The organism is Pseudolabrys sp. FHR47 (assembly GCF_005153485.1).
Classification (GTDB): Bacteria; Pseudomonadota; Alphaproteobacteria; order Rhizobiales; family Xanthobacteraceae; genus Pseudolabrys.
Genome location: NZ_CP039740.1, coordinates 268,576 through 289,023 on the forward strand (window position 1 = coordinate 268,576; position 20,448 = coordinate 289,023).

Consider the following 20,448-nt stretch of genomic DNA (forward strand, 5'->3'; position numbering starts at 1 on the left):
TGATGGGCTCGATCAAGATGTCGAGCGCGAGTCATTCTCTCTTCACCTCTCCCCTTGGGGGAGAGGTCGACGCGCCGGGGTCCGCAGGACGCCGGCGCGGCGGGAGAGGGGACCTGCTGCGAAACGCGGCAACTTTCCTGCATCAATCAGCGACGCAGCGGCTGCACCATGTCTAAGCGCGACTATTACGAGGTGCTTGGCGTTGCGCGCACCTGCACGGAAGTCGAGCTGAAGGCTGCGTTCCGCAAGCTCGCCATGCAGCATCACCCGGATCGCAATCCGGGCGATAAGGACTGCGAGCACAAGTTCAAGGAACTCAACGAGGCCTACGACGTCCTCAAGGACGGCGACAAGCGCGCCGCCTATGATCGCTTCGGCCATGCCGCCTTTGAGCAGGGCGGTGCCGGCGGCGGGCACGGCTTCGGTGCCGATTTCGCCTCGACCTTCTCCGACATCTTCGAAGACCTGTTCGGCATGAGCGGCCGGCGCGGCGGCGGTTCGGGCCGCGAGCGCGGCTCCGATCTTCGCTACAACATGGAGATCACGCTCGAGGAGGCCTTTGCTGGCAAGAACGCGCAGGTCAGGATTCCGACCTCGGTGACCTGCGAGGTTTGCTCCGGCACCGGCGCCAAGGCCGGCACCAAGCCGAAGACCTGTTACACCTGCGGCGGCGCCGGCAAGGTGCGCCATGCGCAAGGCTTCTTCACGCTGGAGCGCACCTGTCCGACCTGTCACGGCCGGGGGCAGGTGATCGACGATCCGTGCTCGGCCTGTTCGGGTGCCGGCCGCGTAACACGCGAGCGGACACTGCAGGTCAACATCCCGGCCGGCGTCGAGGACGGCACCCGCATTCGCCTGTCCGGCGAGGGCGAGGCCGGCGTTCGCGGCGGTCCGCCGGGCGACCTCTACATCTTCCTCTCGCTCGAGCCTCACGAACTCTATCAGCGCGACGGCGCCGATCTGCACTGCCGGGTGCCGATCTCGATGGTGACGGCCGCGTTGGGTAGCGAGATCGAGGTGCCTGCTATCGACGGTAGCGAAGCTAAGGTCAAAATCCCGGCCGGGACGCAGTCCGGGTCGCGCTTCCGCGTCACCGGCAAGGGTATGCCGGTACTGAGGTCGAAACAGACCGGCGACCTTTACGTTCAAGTTGCGGTGGAAACGCCGCAGAAGCTGACCAAACGGCAAAAGGAACTGCTGGCCGAGTTCGAAAAGCTCTCGTCCGACCATACTCAGCCTGAATCGTCGGGCTTCCTCAGCCGGGTCCGGACGTTCCTGGACGGGCTCGGGAACGGGGGCAGCTATTCGGCCTGACCGGCTTGAGACCCATCCACGGGTGCCCTATACCCCGTGACTGTTACATGACAATATCGGGCAGGTTCCTTCGCCCGGCCCGGGTGCCCATTCGCAATGCAACCCCATCCAGTCGCCCGCGTCATCAAGAAGCCGCTTCGTCTCGATGACGAAGTACAGTTTCTCCGCACGTGGTTCGAAAAGCCTCTGCGTACCGGCGCGGTGATGCCGTCCGGCAAGCCGCTGGCGCGCCGCATGGCCAAGTGCGTCGATCCTGAATCGAGCGGCCCGGTGATTGAGCTTGGGCCCGGCACCGGCCCGGTGACCGAGGCGCTGGTCCAGCGCGGCATTGATCCCAAGCGTCTGATCCTGGTCGAGTTCGATCCGGATTTCTGTCGCCTGCTGCGCACGCGCTATCCTGAGGCCACCGTGGTGCAGGGCGATGCCTATCGCCTGCGCCGTCTGCTCGAAGGCATTGTGCGCGAGCCGGCCGCCGCGGTCGTGTCGGGTCTGCCGCTGATGACCAAGCCGCTGCGCACGCGCCTGCGGCTGATCTCCGACGCCATGGCGCTCCTGAAGCCCGGCGCGCCCTTCGTCCAGTTTACCTATGCCGTCGGCTCGCCGATCCCGAAGGACCTGCACGGCCTCACCGGCAAGCCGTCGGAACTGATCTGGCTCAACGTGCCGCCGGCGCGGGTCTGGACCTACCGCGGCGTTTGATTCCGGGGCTGCGCCTGCGTGTGCTAAACACGCATCATGCCCACGCCGAAAATCCTCACCTTCGCGGGATCGACCCGTATCGGCTCGTCCAACGCCAAACTCGCGGCTTTGGCGGCGAAGGAGCTGACCCTGCTCGATATCGAGGTGACGCGCATATCGCTGCAGGATTATGCGCTGCCACTTTACGATCCGGATCTCGAGGCGCGCAGCGGCCCGCCGGACGCCGCCTACAAGCTCAAGCACATGATCATGGCCCATCAGGGCGTGTTCATCGCCAGCCCGGATTATTCGGCCTCCGTCACGCCGATGCTCAAGAACGCGATCGACTGGGTGTCGCGCGTGCGCGAGAAGGGTGATCCGCTCTATGCCGCGTTCCGGAACCGCGTCTTTGCCATCGCCTCGGTGTCGCCGGAGCCGTCCGGGGGACTGCATTCGCTGCAGGCGCTGCGGCAGATCCTCGAAATCGGCTGCGGCGCGCTGGTGATCCCCGAGCAGCTTGCCATTGCCGGCGACGAGGAGGCCTTTGACGAAATGGGCAACATCGCCGATACCCATCTCGTCAACAAGTTTCACGCCCAGTTGTCGCGCCTCGTCGAGCTGGCGCGGATAATGGGCTAGCGCGCGACAAGGAGCATCCGTTGCCGATCGACCCGAGAGACCGCCTCATCGTCGCGCTCGACGTGCCGTCGGTCGGTGACGCCGAAGCCATGGTGTCGCGCATCGGTTCGGCGGCGACGTTCTACAAGATCGGCTACCAGCTCGGCCTCGCCGGCGGCCTGCCTTTCGCGGCCGGGCTGATCGCGGCGGGCAAGCAGGTGTTTCTCGATTTCAAGCTGCACGACATCGGCAACACCATCACCCACGGCGTCGCCAGCGTCGCCAATATGGGCGCGACCTTTCTCACTGTGCACGCCTACCCGCAGACGATGAAAGCGGCGGCCCAAGGCGCGCGCGGCTCGAAGCTGAAGATCCTCGCGGTGACCGTACTGACGTCCTATGACGACAATGATCTCGCCGAGGCTGGTTATGCGCTCAGCGTCGGTCCGCTGGTGGCCAAGCGCGCGGCGCAGGCGCGCAGCATTGGCATCGACGGGCTTGTTTGTTCGCCGGAAGAAGCCGCCAACCTGCGCGGCATTGTTGGTGACGGCATGTCGCTGGTGACGCCGGGCATTCGCCCCGCCGGCAGCGCCGCCGGCGATCAGAAGCGCATCATGACTCCGGCGCGCGCCATTGCCGCTGGCGCCGACTATCTCGTGGTCGGCCGTCCGATCGTCGAAGCCGCCGATCCGAAGGCGGCCGCTCAGGCGATCGTCGATGAAATTGCTCAGGCCAAGGCGCAACAGCAACAGCAGCAACAATAAAAGAAGAGGAAACCACATGGCCAAGGGCTACTGGATCGGGCGCGTCGATATTCATAACGAGGAAGGCTACAAGCCCTATTCGGCGGCGAACGCAGCGATCTTCAAGAAGTACGGCGGACGCTTCATCGTGCGCGGCGGCCCGTTCGAGGCGCGCGAGGGCGTGGCCCGCAGCCGCAACGTGGTGATCGAGTTTCCGGACTTCGCCACCGCCAAGGCCTGTTACGATTCGCCCGAATACCAGGCGAACATGAAAATCCGGCTGGCGCATTCGACCGGCGAAATCGTTATCGTCGAGGGCTATGACGGCCCGCAGCCGTAGGGCGGGGCCGTGTAGCCCGGATGGAGCCAACGGGTCGGCGCGAAGCGCCGCCCGATGACAGGCTCCGCGAACTCCGGGATAGGATTGTCCCGGGTTTCACCCGGGCTACAAGGGGGCAGAGGTGACAGCCGCGGCACTCGCCCGCTATACCCGTTGCCTCAACTCCGGGAGCCTTGAGCGATGGCTGAAATGCGTTTGATCGTCACGGGGGCCGGCGGCCGCATGGGCCGCACTTTGGTCAAGGCCATTGCCGACAGCAAGGACTTCACGCTCGCCGGCGCGCTGGAAGACGCGCGCTCGCCGCTGCTCGGCTGGGACGCCGGCCATCTCGCCGGCATCGGCGACAACGGCGTCAAGCTGACGGGCGATATCGCGGCGCTATTGGCCAACGCCGACGGCATTGTCGATTTCACCGCCCCGGCCGCGTCACTCGAATACGCGGCGCGTGCCGCCGCCGCCGGCAAGGTCCACGTTATCGGCACGACCGGCACCAGCGCCGACGACGATCGCAAAATCGCGCAGGCCGCGCAGAAGGCGGTCATTGTCAAGTCGGGCAATATGAGCCTCGGCGTTAATCTGCTGGCGGCGCTGACCAAGCGCGTGGCCAAGACGCTGGACCAAATTTACGACATCGAAATCCTGGAGATGCATCACAACCAGAAAGTCGATGCGCCGTCGGGTACCGCGCTTCTGCTCGGCCGCGCCGCGGCGGAAGGCCGTGGGATCGATCTCAGCCAGCGTTCGGTGCGTTCGCGCGACGGCCACACTGGCGCGCGCGAGCCAGGCGATATCGGCTTTGCCACCTTGCGCGGCGGCACCGTGGTCGGCGAACACACCGTGATGTTCGCGGGGCCCGCCGAGCGCATCGAGCTCACCCACAAGGCCGAGGACCGCATGATCTTCGCGCGCGGCGCGCTGCACGCGGCATTATGGGCGCGTCACCAGAAGCCCGGCCTCTATTCGATGATGGACGTGCTCGGTCTGAAGGATTTTTAGAAGCGGCTCCCACTTGCTCTCTTCACCTCTCCCATAGGGAGAGGTCGACGCGCGTTAGCGTCGGGTGAGGGGTTACAAAGTCGACAGTCAGGAGCCCCCTCACCCCAACCCTCTCCCCGACGGGGAGAGGGAGTCCTGCCGCGCGTGCGGAAGCTCTTACCCCTGCAGCAACGACGTGCCGGTCATCTCCGCCGGCTTGGACAGGCCCATCAATTCGAGCAAAGTCGGCGCGATGTCGGCGAGGCGACCTTCCCTGACGACGATGCGGTTGCCGGCGCCCATCAGGATCAGCGGCACCGGATTAAGCGTGTGCGCCGTATGCGGGCCGCCGGTTTCCGGATCGACCATCATTTCGGCGTTGCCGTGATCGGCGGTGACGAGCAGCGCGCCGCCCATCTGTTCGATGGCCTTGGCGATCCTGCCTAATCCGGTATCGACCGTTTCCACCGCCTTGACCGCCGCCGGAATGCTGCCGGTGTGACCGACCATGTCGGCATTGGCGAAGTTCAGTACGATCAGATCGTATTTGCCGGACTTGATCGCTTCCACCGCTTTTTCCGTCAATTCCGGTGCCGACATCTCCGGCTGCAAATCGTAAGTCGCGACCTTGGGCGAGGGCACCATGATGCGATCTTCGCCCGTGAACGGCTCTTCGCGTCCGCCGTTGAGAAAGTAGGTGACGTGCGGATACTTCTCGGTTTCCGCCATGCGCAATTGTGTGCGCTGCGCGTCGGCGACGACCTCGCCGAGAATGTTGGGAAAGCTCTGCGGCGGGAAGATCGTCGCCATCAGTTTGTCGAGGCCTTCGCTGTACTGCGCCATCCCGACGGCGGCGGCGACCTTCACCGTGCGCTTGCGCGCGAAGCCGTCGAAGGTGGGATCGAGCATGGCGTCGAGGATCTCGCGCACGCGATCGGCGCGGAAGTTGAAACACAATACGCCGTCGCCGTCCTTCATGCCGCTGTAGTCGCCGATGGCGGCCGGCACGATGAACTCGTCGGTGACCTTGTTGGCGTAGGCATCGGCGATGGCGGCCTGCGCATCGGCAAAGCGCGCGCCTTCGCCGGCAACGATGGCGTCATACGCTTTCGACACGCGGTCCCATCGCTTATCGCGGTCCATAGCGTAATAGCGACCGATCACCGTCGCCACTTTCGCCGATGCCGGCAGCGCGGCGGTGAAGGATTTGAGAAAATCGGCCGCCGATTGCGGCGCCGTATCGCGTCCGTCAGTGAGGGCATGCACCGCCACGGGTACCTTGGCGTCGGTGAGAATCCTTGCGAGTGCCACGGCATGGTTCTGGTGCGAATGCACGCCGCCGGTCGAGACAAGACCGATGAGGTGGCAGGTGCCGCCACTGGCTTTCAGCTTGGCGATGAGATCGGTCACCGCCGGCGCCTTGGCGATCTCGCCCGAAGCGATGGCGTCGTCGATGCGCGGCAGGTCCTGCATCACCACGCGACCCGCGCCGATATTGAGGTGGCCGACTTCGGAATTGCCCATTTGCCCCGTCGGCAGACCGACATCGTTGCCGGAGGTGCGCAGGAAGCCGTGCGGGCAGGTCGCCCAGAGCCGGTCAAAGGTCGGCGTCTTCGCCTCGTGCACGGCGTTGGCGGTGGCGTCCTCGCGCCAGCCCCAGCCGTCGAGCACAACCAGCATGACAGGACGGCGTTTTTGCATTGGAAAATCCCGGTCTCAGTCAATTTCGGGGGTTTTGAAGGATCGCGGTTCTATCGTCAACTAAACCCGGAATAGGCTGGCGCAAGAATGCCGTCCAACGTAAAGGCCGCTGCCATGATCGATCCGCGCGCTGTGCTCAGCACCATCTGGACCGGGTTCGGTCACGACCCGGCGGCGCTCGGTCGTGTCGATCTTACCGGCGCCGAGCCGGTATTGCCGTCATCCTTCGCGGTCGGCACGGCGATGCAGGGAACCGTCGCCGCTTCGGCGCTGGCCGCCGCCGAAATCTGGCGCGCGCGCACCGGCAAGGCGCAGCGCATCGGCAAGGCGCAGCGCATCGGTGTCGACATGCGCGCGGCGGCCATCGCGGCGCGCAGCGAGCGCTATCTCGAAATCGACGGCAAGCCGGCGCCCGAGCTTTGGGACAAGATCGCCGGGGCCTATCAATGCGGCGACGGCCGCTACGTGCGGCTGCACACGAATTTTCCGCATCATCGCGACGGCGTGCTCAAACTGCTTGGCTGCGCCTATGACAAGGCCGCCGTCGCCGAGGCACTGAAGGGCTGGAAGGCGTTCGATTTCGAGGACGCGGCGGCGAAAGCCAATCTGGTCGTCGCGGCGATGCGCAGCTTTGACGAATGGGACGCGCATCCGCAAGGCCAGGCGATCGCGCGGCTGCCACTGATGTCGGTCGAGCGCGTCGGCGATGCCGCGCCGCGCGCATGGCCGCAAGGGACTTGGCCGCAAGGTACGCGTCCGGTGGCCGGCATAAAGGTGCTCGATCTCACGCGTATCATCGCCGGTCCGGTCGGCACGCTGACACTCGCTGCGCATGGCGCCGATGTCATGCTGGTGACGTCGCCCAAGCTGCCGTCGGTGGCGCCGCTGGTGATCGACACCGGCCGCGGCAAGCTCTCGACGCACATCGATCTGCACGACGCGAAAGGCCGCGATACTTTTGCCGCTTTGCTGCGCGAGGCCGATATCGTCGTGCAGGGCTATCGGCCCGGCGGCCTCGCCACGCTCGGCTTCGGACCGGAGGAGGCTGCGCGCATTCGGCCCGGCATCGTCTATGTGTCGCTGTGCGCCTATTCGCATGACGGCCCGTGGGCCGGGCGGCGCGGTTTCGATTCGCTGGTGCAGACGGCGAGCGGCTTCAACGATGCCGAAGCGAAAGCGGCAGGGAGCGATGGGCCAAGGCCGTTGCCGGCGCAAATCCTCGATCATGCCTCCGGCTATCTGCTCGCCTATGGCGCCATGACCGCGCTGCTTCGCCAGCGCCGCGAAGGCGGATCATGGCATGTCCGGCTATCGCTGGCGCAGACCGGGCGCTGGTTGCGCTCGCTCGGCCGCATTGACGGAATGAGCGCAGCCGATCCGGCGCGCAACGATGTGCTCGATTGCCTGGAAGAAAGCCAATCCGGCTTCGGCCGGCTGTCGGCGGTACGACATCCGGCAACGATGAGCGAGACGCCGCCACATTGGTCGCGGCCCTCGGTGCCGCTCGGCACACACGAGCCGCGTTGGCTCTGAATTAGTTGCTGTCGACCATGCCGGCTTCCCAGCCGAGCATCGCGCGCTTGCGCGTGATGCCCCAGTGATAGCCGGTGAGATCGCCGCTCTTGCCGATGACGCGATGGCACGGCACCACGAAGCTGATCGGATTCTTGCCCACGGCGGCGCCGACCGCGCGCGGCGCTTTCGGTACGCCGGCACGCGCCGCGAGATCGGAATAGGTGGTGAGTTTGCCGAGCGGGATAGTAAGCAATTTCTCCCACACGCGAACTTCGAAGTCGGTGCCGATTAGCACGACGCGTAGCGGTTGGTCTTCCTTCCATAATGCTGAATCGAAGATGCGGCGCGCGGTCGGCGCAGTGGCGGCATAATCCTCGATGTAGGTCGCGCGCGGCCAGCGCCGCTTCATGTCGTCGAGCGCGGCGCGCTCCTCGCCAGGATCGGCAAACGCCAGCCCGGCAAGGCCGCGCGGCGCCATCATCACCAGCGCCATGCCGAAGGGCGAGGGATGATAACCATAGGTCATGGTCAGGCCTTCGCCGCAGGCTTTCCATTCGCCGGGCGACATCGACTCGTGCGTGACGAACAGGTCATGCAGACGGCCCGGCCCAGACAGGCCGACTTCATAGGCGGTGTCGAGCACGCTCACCGAGGCGCGCAGCAATTCGCGCGCGCTGTCGAGGGTGAGCGCCTGCAGGAAGGCCTTGGGCGGCAGGCCGCACCAGCGGCGGAATAAGTGATGGAGTTCCGTCGGCGTGACACCGGCGGCATCGGCAATGGCCTCGACCTCGGGCTGGGCGCGCCAGTTGCCGCGGATATGGGCGATGGCGCGGCGCACGATGTCGTAGTCCGCTGCGGCGGTCGACAGTTCGGCAAAGTCGCCGAAGCGGCTGCGGATGGCCGGTTTCGCAGGGGCTATGGCAGTGACTGTGTTCATGCCGGTTATTTAAAACGGTGGCCGCGGGTGGGCCACCCGGTTTCTGATGTCAGGAAACGGCGCTCCGTACCGGCCCTCGTTTGGCGTCGCCCAGGGCACGGGTCAGCGCCTCGGCGAAGCCCGCTTTTTCGTCGGGCCCCAGGAAACTGGCGATGGTGAGTTCCTTGCCATGGCTGACGAGGAAAAGCCGGCCGATGCCGTATTCCTCGTACTCGTCCTTTTCCAGCCGCGCCCAAAGCGGATTGAGCGACCATTCGCGGGCGCGGCCGTTGTGGCTCACTTTCCGCACCGTCAGCACCGACGGCGTCACCGTGACTTCCTCGAAAGCGGCGGCGCGGCGATAGTTGATGCGGAAGGCGATGAACAACAGCAGCACGTCGAGGCCAAAGAAGCCGAACACCGGCCAGGCGCCCATCGCCAGGAAGGCGACGCCGGCAAAAAAGCTCACCATGCCGAAAATGACCATCAGCACCAGGAAGCCAATATTGCCCAGCGACCGGTGCGGTGTGATCACCGCGTAAAACAGGGTCGGCTCGAGCGTGTCGCGCAAGTCGTTGCTGATATTGTCCGCGGTCATGGGGCCGACTATACGGAAAATCATGGCGAAAAAATCGGCCCGCAAGAAGGTTTCAGGCTCCGCGAAGCCATCCGTCCGCAAGGCGCTGACGAAGGCGAAAAAGGGCCGCGCGGCCAAGGTGAAGCCGGCGCCAAAACGTCAGCAGGCCGATCTCAAGGCGGCGCACGGCGTCTCGAAGCCGATGACGGCGGCGCAGATCAGGGAAGCCTTCCGGCGCTGGGAGGCCGCTAATTCCGAGCCAACCACGGAACTGGCCTACAGCAATCCGTTCACGCTGCTGGTTGCCGTGGTGCTGTCGGCGCAGGCGACCGACGCCGGGGTCAACAAGGCGACACCGGCTTTATTCGCGCTCGCCGATACGCCGGCCAAGATGGCGGCGCTGGGCGAAGACCGCATTCGCGATCTGATCAAGACCATCGGTTTGTTCCGCACCAAGGCCAAGAACGTGGCGACGCTGGCGCATATTCTGGTGTCGGAGCATGGCGGCGAGGTGCCGCCAACGCGCGAGGCACTGGAGGCACTGCCCGGCGTCGGCCGCAAGACGGCGAATGTCGTGCTCAACACCGCGTTCGGCGAGCACACCATCGCGGTCGACACGCACATTTTCCGCGTCGGCAACCGCACCGGCATGGCGCCGGGCAAGACGGTGCACGATGTCGAGATGAAGCTCGAGGCGGTCATTCCGCCCGAGTACAAGCGCCATGCGCATCACTGGCTGATCCTGCACGGCCGCTACACCTGCATCGCGCGCAAGCCATTGTGCGAGCGCTGCGTGATTGCGGATTTGTGCCAGTGGCTGGGGAAATCCGTTGCCGCGTAGCAATCTCGTCATCATCCGCGTAGGCGGATGATCCAGCAAGTGCTGGGTCCCCGCCTTCGCGGGGACGACGGGTAGAGCCTACCGCACCGGCTCGATCAGCTCCGTACGCCGGCCTGCCAGCTTTTTGTGAATGTGCACCATGAAGGCCATGGCGAAGACAGGCGTGGCGAAATTGAGGATCGGGATCGACACGAACAGCGCGATCACCATGCCGGCCATGAAGACATAGCCGGAGTTGGCCTTGCGCAAGGCCACCGCTTCGGCCGACGGGCGGAAGCGCATCGCGGCGAGATCGAAATATTCGCGGCTGAGAAGGTAGGCGTTGGCGGCGAATAGGATCAGAAATCCAAAGCCGGCGAACAGCACGAAAGGCAGCGCGACCACGTAGACGAGCAACGACAGAAGCGCGATCTTGATGCCTTCGACGATGCCCGTCATCAGCGGCAGCGCGGTGCCGACCGGGTCTGCCGGATAATGTTCGCGCTCGACGGCATCGGCCACTTCATCGACGAAGAAGCTGCCGACGAAGGCAGAGACTGCCGGCATCAGGAACAGCGCGCCTGTGACGATGCCGAGCGTGGCCAAGATCGACAGGAACCAGGCCAGCCACCCCCAGGCGTCATAAGGCGCCGCCGCGGCCTGTTCGGCCCAAGTGGCGCCGCTGTCCGCGAGATAGGCCAGCAGCCGTTGCAGGCCGATGCCGAGGATGACGATCACTAGCACGGCCAGGCCGACAGATTTCCACAGCACGCGGCGCAGCGGCGGGGAGAGGATTTGCGAGAAGGCCTTGAAGGCGGCGTCGAGCATGGAGGGAGAAGTAGGGGCAGGCGAGCATTTGGGCAAGTGCGGTGCGGCGTACACGCTTCCCTATCCCCCCGAGGGGGACAGGAGCTTACCGCACTGAAGGAGGATCAGGCCGCGCTCTTTGCGGCAACCTCTTCCTCGCCCGGCGCCAGCGCCACCGCTTCGGCGACCGGCAGGTCGGCCCAGGCCACCGTCTTGTAGTCGAAGCCGCGTTCGATGGTCGGCTTCACCACCTGGAAGTAGGGCGAGATATCGAAGTCGCGCGGCGCATAAAGTGACGAGTGGCGGATTTCGAGAATCTCGGCGCGCTCGGCTTCGCTTTCGGCGCGGGTGACCTTGGGCAGGATCGGATAACGTACATACTCGAACGCCTGCGCGATCAGCGCCGAACAGATGATGCGTGTCGGATGGCCGGAGCCGAGCGACAGCATATGACGGCGGAAACGGCGCGGCACCGGCAGCGGAAACAGATAGCGCGCCAGATCGAGGATGTTCTTGACGTCGTAGTCGAAGCCGATGCGCTCGCAGGCGTAGTTGCAGACGCGAATGCGGTCGTCATCGGACAGTCCGACGGGACGGCAGATGCGCGTATGGGCGTTGCCGTATTTCGACAGCGGCACGGCGACGACACCGACGCCGAGTTCGGCTTCGACCAAAGTCAGCGCCTCGCCTGTGGGGGATACTCGATCGCCAATCGGGCCGACATAAAGGGCGGCATGCGACCAGGTCGATTGCGTGAGATACTTGATGATGCCGGCGATGTGGCTGTTGCCTTCGATCAGCACGACGTCGCCGGGTTTCAGCACGGCGGCCAGCGCATCGGCGCGGCCGGGCGCGAACTCGTGATAGCCCGTTTCGGGCTTCTCGAGATAACGGGCGATCAGATGCCCGATGCCGTTACTGACCCAACCCATGACCCCACCGGCGCCATCCTGGCGCTCTCGTCGAGACGTTCCCCGGTGCGCTTTGCGCGTCTTGTTGCGGAGCTTAGGGCAGGACAGCTTGCGAAAAAGTTCATTGGCCGGCGGCCGGCGCAAGGATTCGTTAGGCAAGAAAATGCCCGTTTCGTCGGCATTTTCGAGATTCTTGAGCGGTGAAAGGTAAGCATTCGCACACCATGTTTGCGTGCGGAACGCGGCGCGCCGTGCTAGCAATCGCGCATGTCACGGACGAACGGCAAAAGACCGAAGGCTCTTATCGCCTGGTCGAGCGGCAAGGACAGCGCCTGGGCGCTGCATGAGGCGCGCCGAAGCGGCGACTACGATATCGTCGGCGCACTGACCACGGTCACCGACAGCTTCCAGCGCGTCTCGATGCATGGCGTGCGCGAGGAGTTGCTGGCGGCGCAACTTGCGGCCGCCGAGCTGCCGTCGATGACGGTGCGTATTCCCTATCCGTGCCCGAACGAAATCTATGAGCGTGCGATGGCGGAGGCGCTCGAGCGCGCACAAGCTGACGGCATCACCCATGTCATCTTCGGCGATCTGTTTCTCGCCGACCTGCGCGCCTGGCGCGAAGAGAAAATGAAGTCCGTCGGCATGAATTGCGTGTTTCCGCTATGGCAGCGGCCGACCGACGCACTGGCGCGCGACATGATTGCCGGCGGCGTCGAGGCTTATCTGGCGGTGGTCGATCTCGCCAAACTCGATGCATCGTTCGCGGGCCGCCGTTTCGACGAGGCGCTATTGGCCGACTTGCCCGACAGCGTCGACCCCTGCGGCGAGAACGGCGAGTTTCACTCTTTCGTCGCGGCGGGGCCAATGTTCACGCGTCGCATCGCGGTGACGAAAGGCGAGACGGTTGAACGGGATGGATTCGCGTTTGCGGATTTGGTGGCGGTGTAAATCACACACTGTCGTCCCGGGCGAGCGCAGCGAGGCCCGGGACCCATAGCCACGGTAGTCACTATTCGGTACGGCAGGGGATATGGGTCCCCGCTTTCGCGGGGACGACAATAATCACCCCCTTAGCACCCCACCGGTGCGCTTACCGACCTCGGCCACGATCTTCTGCGCCAGCGCGTCGATCTCGGCATCCGTCATGGTCTTGTCGGCGGGCTGGATGGTGACGGCGATGGCCACCGATTTCTTGCCCGGCTCGATGCCCTTGCCCTCGTAGAGATCGAACACCGAAACGCCCGCGATCAGCTTCTTGTCGGCGTTCTGTGCCGCGCGCACGATGTCGCCCGCCTTCACCTTGGCGTCGACGACGAAGGCAAAGTCGCGATCCACCGGCTGGAACGGCGACAATTCGAGCAGCGGCTTGGCGCGCGTCGGCCTGGCTTTGGCTGCCGGGATGTTGTCGAGCAGCACCTCGAAGCCGACCAGCGGGCCGTCGATTTTCAGCGCGGAGAGGATGCGCGGATGGATTTCGCCGAAATGGCCGATGACGTTCTGCGGCCCCATCTGGATGGTGCCGGAGCGCCCCGGGTGCAGCCAGGCCGGTCCGCCGGGCACGACCTGCAGCGATTGCATCGGCGCGCCAGCGGCGGCGAGCGCAGCCAGCGCGTCGGCCTTGGCGTCGAACACGTCGACCGGCTCGCTCTTGGTCGACCAGTGACGGCCGGCGCCCGCGGGCTTGGCTAGCGCGCGCCGAACGCCGCTCGCGGCGATGAACTGATCTTCCGGTCTGTAGCCCTTGAATATCTGCCCAACCTCGAACAGCGCGACATCAGGATAACCGCGGTCCGCGTTCTTCTGCGCCGAGGCGATCAGGCCCGGCAGCAGGCTCGGCCGCATGTCGGAAAGTTCGGCCGCGATGGGATTGGCGAGCGCCAGTTCGCTCGCGCCGCCGCCGAACAGTTCGGCCTCGCGCTTGGGCACGAAGGACCAGGTCACGGCTTCGACGAGACCGCGCGCCGCCAGGCCACGCTTGGCCTTGCGGGTGCGCGACTGGATCGGCGTCAGCACCGGCTTGCGCGCATCGTCACCGCGCGGGAACGGTGTCGACGGCACGGCGTCGACACCGGTGATGCGCACCAGTTCCTCGACGATATCGGCGCGGCCGTGGACGTCCGGCCGCCATGACGGCACGGCGACCTTGAAGCGGTCGTTCGGCCCGGCCACGAAGAAGCCAAGGCGCTCCAGCAGGCGCTTGGTCTCGACCAGCGGCAGCTTGATGCCGGCAAGACGCTCGAGCTCGCTCACCGGATAATCGATGATGACTTCCTTCGGCTTCGGGTTGCCGACGACGACGATGTCGGACGGTTCGCCGCCGCACAGGTCCATGACCAGCTTGGTCGCGAGTTCAAGGCCCGGCACCATGAAGTTCGGATCGACGCCGCGCTCGAAGCGATAGCGCGCATCGGTGTTGATGCCGAGCTTGCGGCCGGTCTGGGCGATGTTGAGTTCGTCCCACAGCGCCGATTCGATCAACACGTCGGTGGTCGTCTCGTCGCAGCCCGATTCCTCACCGCCCATGACGCCGGCCAGCGATTCCACGGCGCGCTCGTCCGCGATGACGCACATGGCGTTGTCGAGTTCATAGGTGCGCCCGTCGAGCGCCAGCAGCGTCTCGCCGTTTTTCGCGCGGCGAACCGTAAGATTGCCCTTCACCTTCTTGGCGTCGAACACATGCAGCGGCCGGCCGCGATCGAAGGTGATGTAATTGGTGATGTCGACCAGCGCGTTGATGGGACGCAGACCGATGGCGGTGAGCCGCTTCTGCATCCATTCCGGCGACGGGCCGTTCTTGAGACCGCGCACCAGGCGCAGGCCGAAGCCCGGGCACAGGATCGGGTCCTCGACCGTCACCTTCACCGGACAGGGGAACTTGCCCTCGATGCGCGGCGGCGTGTTTTCGATGTACTCGCCGATGAGCGTGGCGCCGAGATCGCGCGCGATGCCATTGACGCTTGTGCAGTCGGGGCGGTTCGGAGTCAGATTGATTTCGATGACCGGCTCGTTGAGGCCGAGCACTTGCGCGAACGGCGCGCCGATCGGCGCGTCCTCCGGCATCTCGATAATGCCGCTGTGATCGTCGGAGAAGCCGATTTCCGCGCCGGAGATCATCATGCCTTGCGATTCGACGCCGCGAATCTTGCCGACCGACAATGTGAAGTCCTTGGCCGGAATATAGGTGCCGGGCAGGCCGAGCACGGTCTTGAGGCCCGCGCGCGCGTTCGGCGCGCCGCAGACGATCTGCAGCGGCGTACCTGAGCCGTTATCGACCTTGCACACGCGCAGGCGGTCGGCGTTCGGATGCTGCACGGCCTCGAGGATCTGGACGACCTTGAAGGGCTCGTACTCCTTGGCCTTGTCCTCGACGTGCTCGACCTCGAGCCCGATCATGGTGAGCTTCTCGACGATCTCGTCGAGCGAGGCCGTTGTGGTGAAGTGATCCTTCAGCCAGGACAGGGTGAATTTCATAGCGCTCGCTCCGGCTTCCAGAAGAACATGACGGGCAACAGCAGGAACACGATGAGAGTGAAACCGATCGCGGCGCGAACGCACAGACGATACAGCTCGCGGCGCAGGAATAGCTCATGGCGCATCCATGCCATTCCGTTCTTGTCGATATCCATGTCGTTCACCCGCCCGATTGACAGGCAGCGGAGGCAACCGATCGCGATAAGCAGGTAGACGCCGATTTCGAATACGACAATTCCGGTCTCGACATCATTGGTGGCTACCAGCGGTGCGACCAGTCCAAGACCCGCGATCATGAGCGACACATGGGTCAGCACGCCGGTGGCCTTGCTGTCGATATTGGCGAAGGACTCGGCGATGCGTGTCGGCATCTCCGAACTGTGCCGGTCGATGCGATCCGGATAGCTTTCAATCTCATCGGTGCGCCATCCCCGTGACAGGACGGCGAAGATCAGATTGTCGAACCGGGAGTGATTGCGTAACCCCTTTGGCTCGGTGTCCGGCATCACGTGCTCAATCCCCCGGCCAGCGTCGGGAAGTCGAGCGGGCGGAAGCCATAGTGATTGAGCCAACGCACGTCGGCCTCGAAGAAGGCGCGCAGATCGTTGATGCCGTATTTCAGCATAGCGATGCGATCGATGCCCATGCCCCAGGCGAAGCCCTGGTACACATCGGGATCGAGGCCGCAGTTCTTCAGCACATTCGGATGCACCATGCCGCAGCCGAGAATCTCCAGCCAGTCATTGCCTTCGCCAAAGCGGATTTCTCCCTTGTCGCGGCGGCACTGGATGTCGACTTCCATCGACGGTTCGGTGAACGGAAAGAACGACGGGCGGAAGCGCATCTTCACGCTGTCGACTTCGAAGAACGCCTTGCAGAATTCCTCGAGGATCCACTTGAGGTGGCCGAGATGCGAGCCCTTGTCGATGACCAGGCCCTCGACCTGATGAAACATCGGCGTGTGCGTCTGGTCTGAGTCCGAGCGATAGGTGCGGCCGGGGCAGATGACGCGGATCGGCGGCTGCTTCGTGAGCATGGTGCGGACCTGCACCGGCGAGGTATGCGTGCGCAGCAGCAGCCGCGAGCCGTCCGGCTTCGGCGGGAAATAGAACGTGTCGTGCATGTCCCGGGCCGGATGGCCTTCGGGGAAATTCAGCTTGGTGAAGTTGTAGTCGTCGGTCTCGATATCCGGACCTTCGGCGACCGCGAAACCCATGTCGGCGAAGATCGCGGTGAGCTCGTCAATCACCTGGCTGATCGGATGAATGCGGCCGGTCTCGGCCTGCGGTTCGCGCACCGGCAGCGTGACGTCGACCGTCTCGGAAGCAATGCGCGCATCGAGTGCGGCAGTGGCGAGGCTTTCCTTCGCCGAGGCGATGGCGGCGCCGACGCGGTCCTTGAGGCCGTTGATCGCTGGGCCCTTCTCCTTGCGCTCGTCCGGCGTCATGGCGCCGAGCGTTTTCAGGAGCGCCGACACCGAGCCGCTTTTGCCGAGCGCGGAGACGCGGACGGCTTCAAGCGCCGCTTCATCCTTGGCGGCGCCGATGGCGGTGAGAAGTTCGGATTCGAGCTTGGCGATGTCGGACATTCAGGACCCCGTGCCCACCTCCCCCTGGAGGGGGGAGGTCGGCGTGCGCGAGCACGCCGGGTGGGGGTGATCTTGTCGGGCGAGTGCACCCCACCCCGCTCGCTGTCGCAAATGCTCCAGCGAGCGACCCTCCCCCTGCAGGGGAGGGTAAAGCGAGTTAAGCCGCGGCCTGCTGTGCCGGCAGCGCGGCCTTGGCCTTCTCGACGATCGCCGCAAAGGCAGCCGGCTCGTTGATCGCGAGGTCCGAGAGAACCTTGCGGTCGATGACGAGACCCGACTTGTTGAGGCCGTCGATGAACTTCGAGTAGCTCAGGCCGAACGGACGCACGGCGGCGTTGAGGCGCTGGATCCAGAGGGCGCGGAACGTGCGCTTCTTGCGCTTGCGGTCGCGGAACGCGTACTGGCCGGCCTTCTCCACCGCCTGCTTGGCGATGCGGATGGTGTTCTTGCGGCGGCCGTAAAAGCCTTTGGCGGCCTTGTAGACTTTCTTGTGCTTGGCGTGGGCGGTAACGCCACGTTTAACGCGGGCCATGGTGAAACTCCTTCAGCTAAATCAGCAAACGTATGAGGGGATGACGATCGAGAAGCGGCTCAGCCGTTCGGCAGCCAATACTTCTTGATGTTGTCGCCGTCGGTCTTGAACAGCACAGCGGTGCCGCGATGCTCGCGGATCTGCTTGGTGGTGCGCTTGATCATGCCGTGACGTTTGCCGGACTGCTGGTACTTCACCTTGCCCGACGCAGTGATTTTGAAGCGCTTTTTGGCGCCCGATTTGGTCTTCAGTTTGGGCATTTTGCTCTCCTAAAGGCCGGTGGCTTAAGCCACAGCCAAAAATCAGCCCAAGGCCAACAAGCCTTAAGCCGGTGCTCGGAATTGAGCGGGTATCGCCGCCACGGCAGCCCTTGTCGGCCGGTCGGCGAGAGCGCGGTGTATGCCAGAGCCAGCGGGGATTATCAACAGGATCGCGGCGAAGGCGGGCCTTTGGCGGGATGCCCGCAGTCGCGGCGCCTAATGACAGTAAATCCAGCTCATACTATCTCAATTCACAAGGAGAATCATAGTCTTAATAGGTTGCGATACCGCTCCCCATCAGTTATGGTCCGGGTACATCCACAATATCGGAGGCTGGGGCGCCGCAGAGCGCGCATAAAGGGGGTGTATTCACATGAATATATCGGTCAATTATTCTGAGATAAATCAAGCAAAGGTCGATTTTACCGATCTTTATACATCGGAAGATCCAAGGAATTACTTCAAGTATCTTGGGCAGCTGGACTATATCATCCCGCATCTGGCGCAGCCGATCTTTGCCCAGCTGATCCGGGCGCGGCAGGAGACGCAGGCCGAACCCGTTACGGTCCTCGATGTCGGTTGTTCCTACGCCATCAACGGCGCCCTGATGAAATACGCGCTGGATTATGAGGCGCTGCGCCAGCGTTACACTGCGCCGTCGCTGCAGGGTCTTAGCAGCGCGGAGGTGCTCGATCTTGATCGCCATTTCTACCGGGCTTGGCCGCGGCATCCGGGCATCAAGGTCATCGGCCTGGACGTGTCGGAGAACGCCGTCCGCTACGCCGAAGACGCCGGCATTCTCGACCACGGCCTGGCCATCGATCTGGAAAACCGCGACCCGACCGCGGAAGAGGCGGCGATCCTTGCCGGCGTCGACATCATCGTCTCGACCGGCTGCGTCGGCTACGTGACCTCAAACACCTTCCAGCGCATTGCCAAAGTGACGCGCAAAGGCCGGGCGCCTTGGGCCGCCAATTTCGTGCTGCGCATGTTTCCGTTCGACGGCATTGCCAAGACGTTGGCCGATCAGGGCCTCGTCACCGAGCGCTATGAGGGCGCGACTTTCGTCCAGCGCCGCTTCGCCAGCCGCGAGGAAATGGAAAAGGCGATCACGGCCGTCGAGGCACGTGGGCTTGATACCGACGGCTTCGAGACCGAAGGGCTGTATCACTCCAACCTGTTCGTCTCCCGTCCGCCGCAGGAAGCCAGGCGGCGAGCCATCCAGGAACTGGTGACGGTGGTGAGCGGCGCCAACAAGTTGTGGTCGGTCGGTACCAATGTGCTTGGCAGCTACGGCCAGGCCGTGCGCCAGGCGGCCCGAGCACGTCGGGCCTAAACCACGGCGGAGAACCAATCGGTGCGTGTGGCGTTGGCAGCCGGCTGGCTCCAGCGCAGCGCGCTACCGCGCCCTCGCAGTTGCTGCGATGTAGAGTCGACTCGATTCTGGAGGACGACCGACCGTGACACGTTCGATCAAGCTGGCTGGTTTTGTATTGGCTCTGACGATGGCTGCGGGCGCGCCAGCGCAAGCCGCGCCGCATGACGGACGATGGTCGGTTTTGGTCATCACCGAAAAAGGCAATTGCGATCAGGCCTACCGCTATGAAGTCGCGGTCGGCGACGGCAAAGTCAGCTATGCCGGTCGCGAGCAGGTGGAGTTCTCGGGCACTGTCGCAACGAGCGGTGTCGTGAAGGTGAACATTCGGCTCGGCGAACAGGGCGCGACCGGCTCCGGCAAACTGTCCGGCGCCAACGGTGCTGGGACATGGCAGGGGACCGGCAATAACGGGACTTGCGCGGGACGTTGGGAAGCGGAGAAGCGGTAGCTCCGCCTCATCTTGAGGTGCGCGCGAAGCGAGCCATCGAAAGATGGGGCGACCATGTGGTTCGAGACACGTCGCCATAGGTTGGATAACGCGCCTGTGGCGACGCTCGTCACCATGAGGCCGGTCGAAACAAAAAACGCGCCGGTTTCCCCGGCGCGCTTTTCATTTCAGTTCAGAGACCGCGCAATTAACGCGGCGCCAGCAGCATGACCATCTGGCGGCCTTCGAAACGCGGTTCCGACTCGACTTTGGAAATCTTGTCGGTGTCTTCCTTAACCCGCTGAAGAAGCTTGTAACCGAGTTCCTGGTGCGCCATTTCGCGGCCGCGGAAACGCAAGGTGATCTTGACCTTGTCGCCTTCCTCGAAGAACCGCTGCATCGAGCGCATCTTCACCTGGTAATCGTGATCGTCGATCATCGGGCGGAGCTTGATCTCCTTGATCTCGACGACTTTCTGCTTCTTGCGGGCTTCCGCCGCCTTCTTCTGCGCCTGGAATTTGTATTTGCCGTAATCGAGAATCTTGGCGACAGGCGGGGTGGAATTCGGGGCGATCTCGACGAGATCAAGCCCTGCCGCCTGGGCTAGCCCAATGGCGGTTTCGGTGGAGACGACACCTTTGTTTTCACCGGTGGCATCGATCAGCTGAACCTCGCGGGAGCGGATCTCTTCATTGACGCGCGGGCCATCCTTGTTCTGGGCGGGCAACGCGGATTTCATCGGACGACGAATGGCACTTCTCTCCTCTGCTGTTGAGACGATGGGCGACTATAGCATCCGGCCCGTCTAAATCCAAAAGGGCCGCGCCGCCGTCTTTTAAAGATCGGTATAAAGCCGCGATAAGTCAACGCGGTT

General features: G+C 64.1%; 22 protein-coding genes. 11 read left to right on the forward strand and 11 right to left on the reverse strand.

What is annotated here, in order from left to right:
• Positions 1-168 precede the first annotated feature (168 nt).
• The 6 genes from dnaJ to dapB all read left to right on the forward strand — a co-directional run bounded on the left by dnaJ (position 169) and on the right by dapB (position 4,689).
• Positions 169-1,314 carry a molecular chaperone DnaJ gene (gene dnaJ, locus E8Q40_RS01295; protein WP_137042689.1) on the forward strand — a complete coding sequence of 382 codons (1,146 nt, stop codon included), beginning with the start codon at positions 169-171 and terminating at the stop codon, positions 1,312-1,314.
• A 96-nt stretch (positions 1,315-1,410) separates the two neighbouring features.
• Positions 1,411-2,013: a class I SAM-dependent methyltransferase gene (locus tag E8Q40_RS01300; protein WP_137042690.1), complete on the forward strand. Its 603-nt coding sequence runs from the start codon at positions 1,411-1,413 to the stop codon at positions 2,011-2,013.
• A 36-nt stretch (positions 2,014-2,049) separates the two neighbouring features.
• Positions 2,050-2,631 carry an NADPH-dependent FMN reductase gene (locus E8Q40_RS01305; RefSeq protein WP_137042691.1) on the forward strand — a complete coding sequence of 194 codons (582 nt, stop codon included), beginning with the start codon at positions 2,050-2,052 and terminating at the stop codon, positions 2,629-2,631.
• An 89-nt stretch (positions 2,632-2,720) separates the two neighbouring features.
• Positions 2,721-3,374 carry an orotidine-5'-phosphate decarboxylase gene (gene pyrF, locus E8Q40_RS01310; protein ID WP_246663135.1) on the forward strand — a complete coding sequence of 218 codons (654 nt, stop codon included), beginning with the start codon at positions 2,721-2,723 and terminating at the stop codon, positions 3,372-3,374.
• Positions 3,375-3,390: 16 nt separating this feature from the next.
• Complete coding sequence (locus E8Q40_RS01315) at positions 3,391-3,693, forward strand: DUF1330 domain-containing protein (protein ID WP_137042693.1); 303 nt, start codon at positions 3,391-3,393, stop codon at positions 3,691-3,693.
• Between the two features lie 180 nt (positions 3,694-3,873).
• Entirely contained in the window at positions 3,874-4,689 is an 816-nt protein-coding gene (gene dapB / locus E8Q40_RS01320) for a 4-hydroxy-tetrahydrodipicolinate reductase (protein WP_137042694.1), read from the forward strand.
• A 156-nt stretch (positions 4,690-4,845) separates the two neighbouring features.
• Here dapB and gpmI read toward each other — a convergent pair whose 3' ends face one another.
• Positions 4,846-6,369 (reverse strand): 2,3-bisphosphoglycerate-independent phosphoglycerate mutase, encoded by a 1,524-nt coding sequence (gene gpmI, locus E8Q40_RS01325; protein ID WP_137042695.1) that lies wholly within the window; start codon positions 6,367-6,369, stop codon positions 4,846-4,848.
• A gap of 114 nt (positions 6,370-6,483) precedes the next feature.
• Between gpmI and E8Q40_RS01330 the strand changes: the two genes are divergently transcribed.
• On the forward strand, positions 6,484-7,902 hold the full coding sequence (locus E8Q40_RS01330; RefSeq protein ID WP_205995765.1) for a CoA transferase: 1,419 nt from the start codon (positions 6,484-6,486) through the stop codon (positions 7,900-7,902).
• Position 7,903: 1 nt separating this feature from the next.
• Here E8Q40_RS01330 and E8Q40_RS01335 read toward each other — a convergent pair whose 3' ends face one another.
• Entirely contained in the window at positions 7,904-8,821 is a 918-nt protein-coding gene (locus tag E8Q40_RS01335; RefSeq protein WP_137042697.1) for a bifunctional helix-turn-helix domain-containing protein/methylated-DNA--[protein]-cysteine S-methyltransferase, read from the reverse strand.
• Between the two features lie 49 nt (positions 8,822-8,870).
• A complete protein-coding gene (locus E8Q40_RS01340; protein WP_137042698.1) occupies positions 8,871-9,398 on the reverse strand; it encodes a DUF2244 domain-containing protein in 528 nt (175 codons plus the stop codon).
• A 22-nt stretch (positions 9,399-9,420) separates the two neighbouring features.
• On the opposite strand from E8Q40_RS01340, the gene nth reads away from it, so the two are divergent.
• Positions 9,421-10,218, forward strand: a complete 798-nt coding sequence (gene nth, locus E8Q40_RS01345; RefSeq protein ID WP_246662975.1) for an endonuclease III — start codon at positions 9,421-9,423, stop codon at positions 10,216-10,218.
• 78 nt (positions 10,219-10,296) lie between these two features.
• Here nth and E8Q40_RS01350 read toward each other — a convergent pair whose 3' ends face one another.
• A complete protein-coding gene (locus E8Q40_RS01350; protein ID WP_137042700.1) occupies positions 10,297-11,025 on the reverse strand; it encodes a sulfate transporter family protein in 729 nt (242 codons plus the stop codon).
• A 104-nt stretch (positions 11,026-11,129) separates the two neighbouring features.
• The gene (locus tag E8Q40_RS01355; RefSeq protein WP_137042701.1) at positions 11,130-11,936 is read right to left on the reverse strand and encodes a YiiX/YebB-like N1pC/P60 family cysteine hydrolase; all 807 of its coding nucleotides are present in this window, start codon (positions 11,934-11,936) and stop codon (positions 11,130-11,132) included.
• 246 nt (positions 11,937-12,182) lie between these two features.
• Between E8Q40_RS01355 and E8Q40_RS01360 the strand changes: the two genes are divergently transcribed.
• A complete protein-coding gene (locus E8Q40_RS01360; RefSeq protein ID WP_137042702.1) occupies positions 12,183-12,866 on the forward strand; it encodes an adenine nucleotide alpha hydrolase in 684 nt (227 codons plus the stop codon).
• 114 nt (positions 12,867-12,980) lie between these two features.
• Here E8Q40_RS01360 and pheT read toward each other — a convergent pair whose 3' ends face one another.
• The 5 genes from pheT to rpmI all read right to left on the reverse strand — a co-directional run bounded on the left by pheT (position 12,981) and on the right by rpmI (position 17,769).
• Positions 12,981-15,389 carry a phenylalanine--tRNA ligase subunit beta gene (gene pheT / locus E8Q40_RS01365; RefSeq protein WP_137042703.1) on the reverse strand — a complete coding sequence of 803 codons (2,409 nt, stop codon included), beginning with the start codon at positions 15,387-15,389 and terminating at the stop codon, positions 12,981-12,983.
• Positions 15,386-15,895, reverse strand: coding sequence for a hypothetical protein (locus E8Q40_RS01370; RefSeq protein WP_137042704.1), 510 nt, complete (start codon positions 15,893-15,895; stop codon positions 15,386-15,388). Before E8Q40_RS01370 ends, pheT begins: the two co-directional genes overlap by 4 nt.
• The gene (pheS, locus tag E8Q40_RS01375) at positions 15,895-16,977 is read right to left on the reverse strand and encodes a phenylalanine--tRNA ligase subunit alpha (RefSeq protein ID WP_137042705.1); all 1,083 of its coding nucleotides are present in this window, start codon (positions 16,975-16,977) and stop codon (positions 15,895-15,897) included. The genes E8Q40_RS01370 and pheS overlap by 1 nt, the downstream gene beginning before the upstream one ends.
• Before the next feature lie 157 nt (positions 16,978-17,134).
• On the reverse strand, positions 17,135-17,509 hold the full coding sequence (gene rplT, locus E8Q40_RS01380; RefSeq protein ID WP_137042706.1) for a 50S ribosomal protein L20: 375 nt from the start codon (positions 17,507-17,509) through the stop codon (positions 17,135-17,137).
• Between the two features lie 59 nt (positions 17,510-17,568).
• The gene (gene rpmI, locus E8Q40_RS01385; protein ID WP_137042707.1) at positions 17,569-17,769 is read right to left on the reverse strand and encodes a 50S ribosomal protein L35; all 201 of its coding nucleotides are present in this window, start codon (positions 17,767-17,769) and stop codon (positions 17,569-17,571) included.
• Positions 17,770-18,142: 373 nt separating this feature from the next.
• Between rpmI and E8Q40_RS01390 the strand changes: the two genes are divergently transcribed.
• Complete coding sequence (locus E8Q40_RS01390; protein WP_137042708.1) at positions 18,143-19,105, forward strand: class I SAM-dependent methyltransferase; 963 nt, start codon at positions 18,143-18,145, stop codon at positions 19,103-19,105.
• A 124-nt stretch (positions 19,106-19,229) separates the two neighbouring features.
• The gene (locus E8Q40_RS01395; protein ID WP_137042709.1) at positions 19,230-19,595 is read left to right on the forward strand and encodes a hypothetical protein; all 366 of its coding nucleotides are present in this window, start codon (positions 19,230-19,232) and stop codon (positions 19,593-19,595) included.
• 187 nt (positions 19,596-19,782) lie between these two features.
• On the opposite strand, the gene infC is transcribed toward E8Q40_RS01395, so the two are convergent.
• On the reverse strand, positions 19,783-20,325 hold the full coding sequence (gene infC / locus E8Q40_RS01400; protein ID WP_205995767.1) for a translation initiation factor IF-3: 543 nt from the start codon (positions 20,323-20,325) through the stop codon (positions 19,783-19,785).
• Positions 20,326-20,448 lie beyond the last annotated feature (123 nt).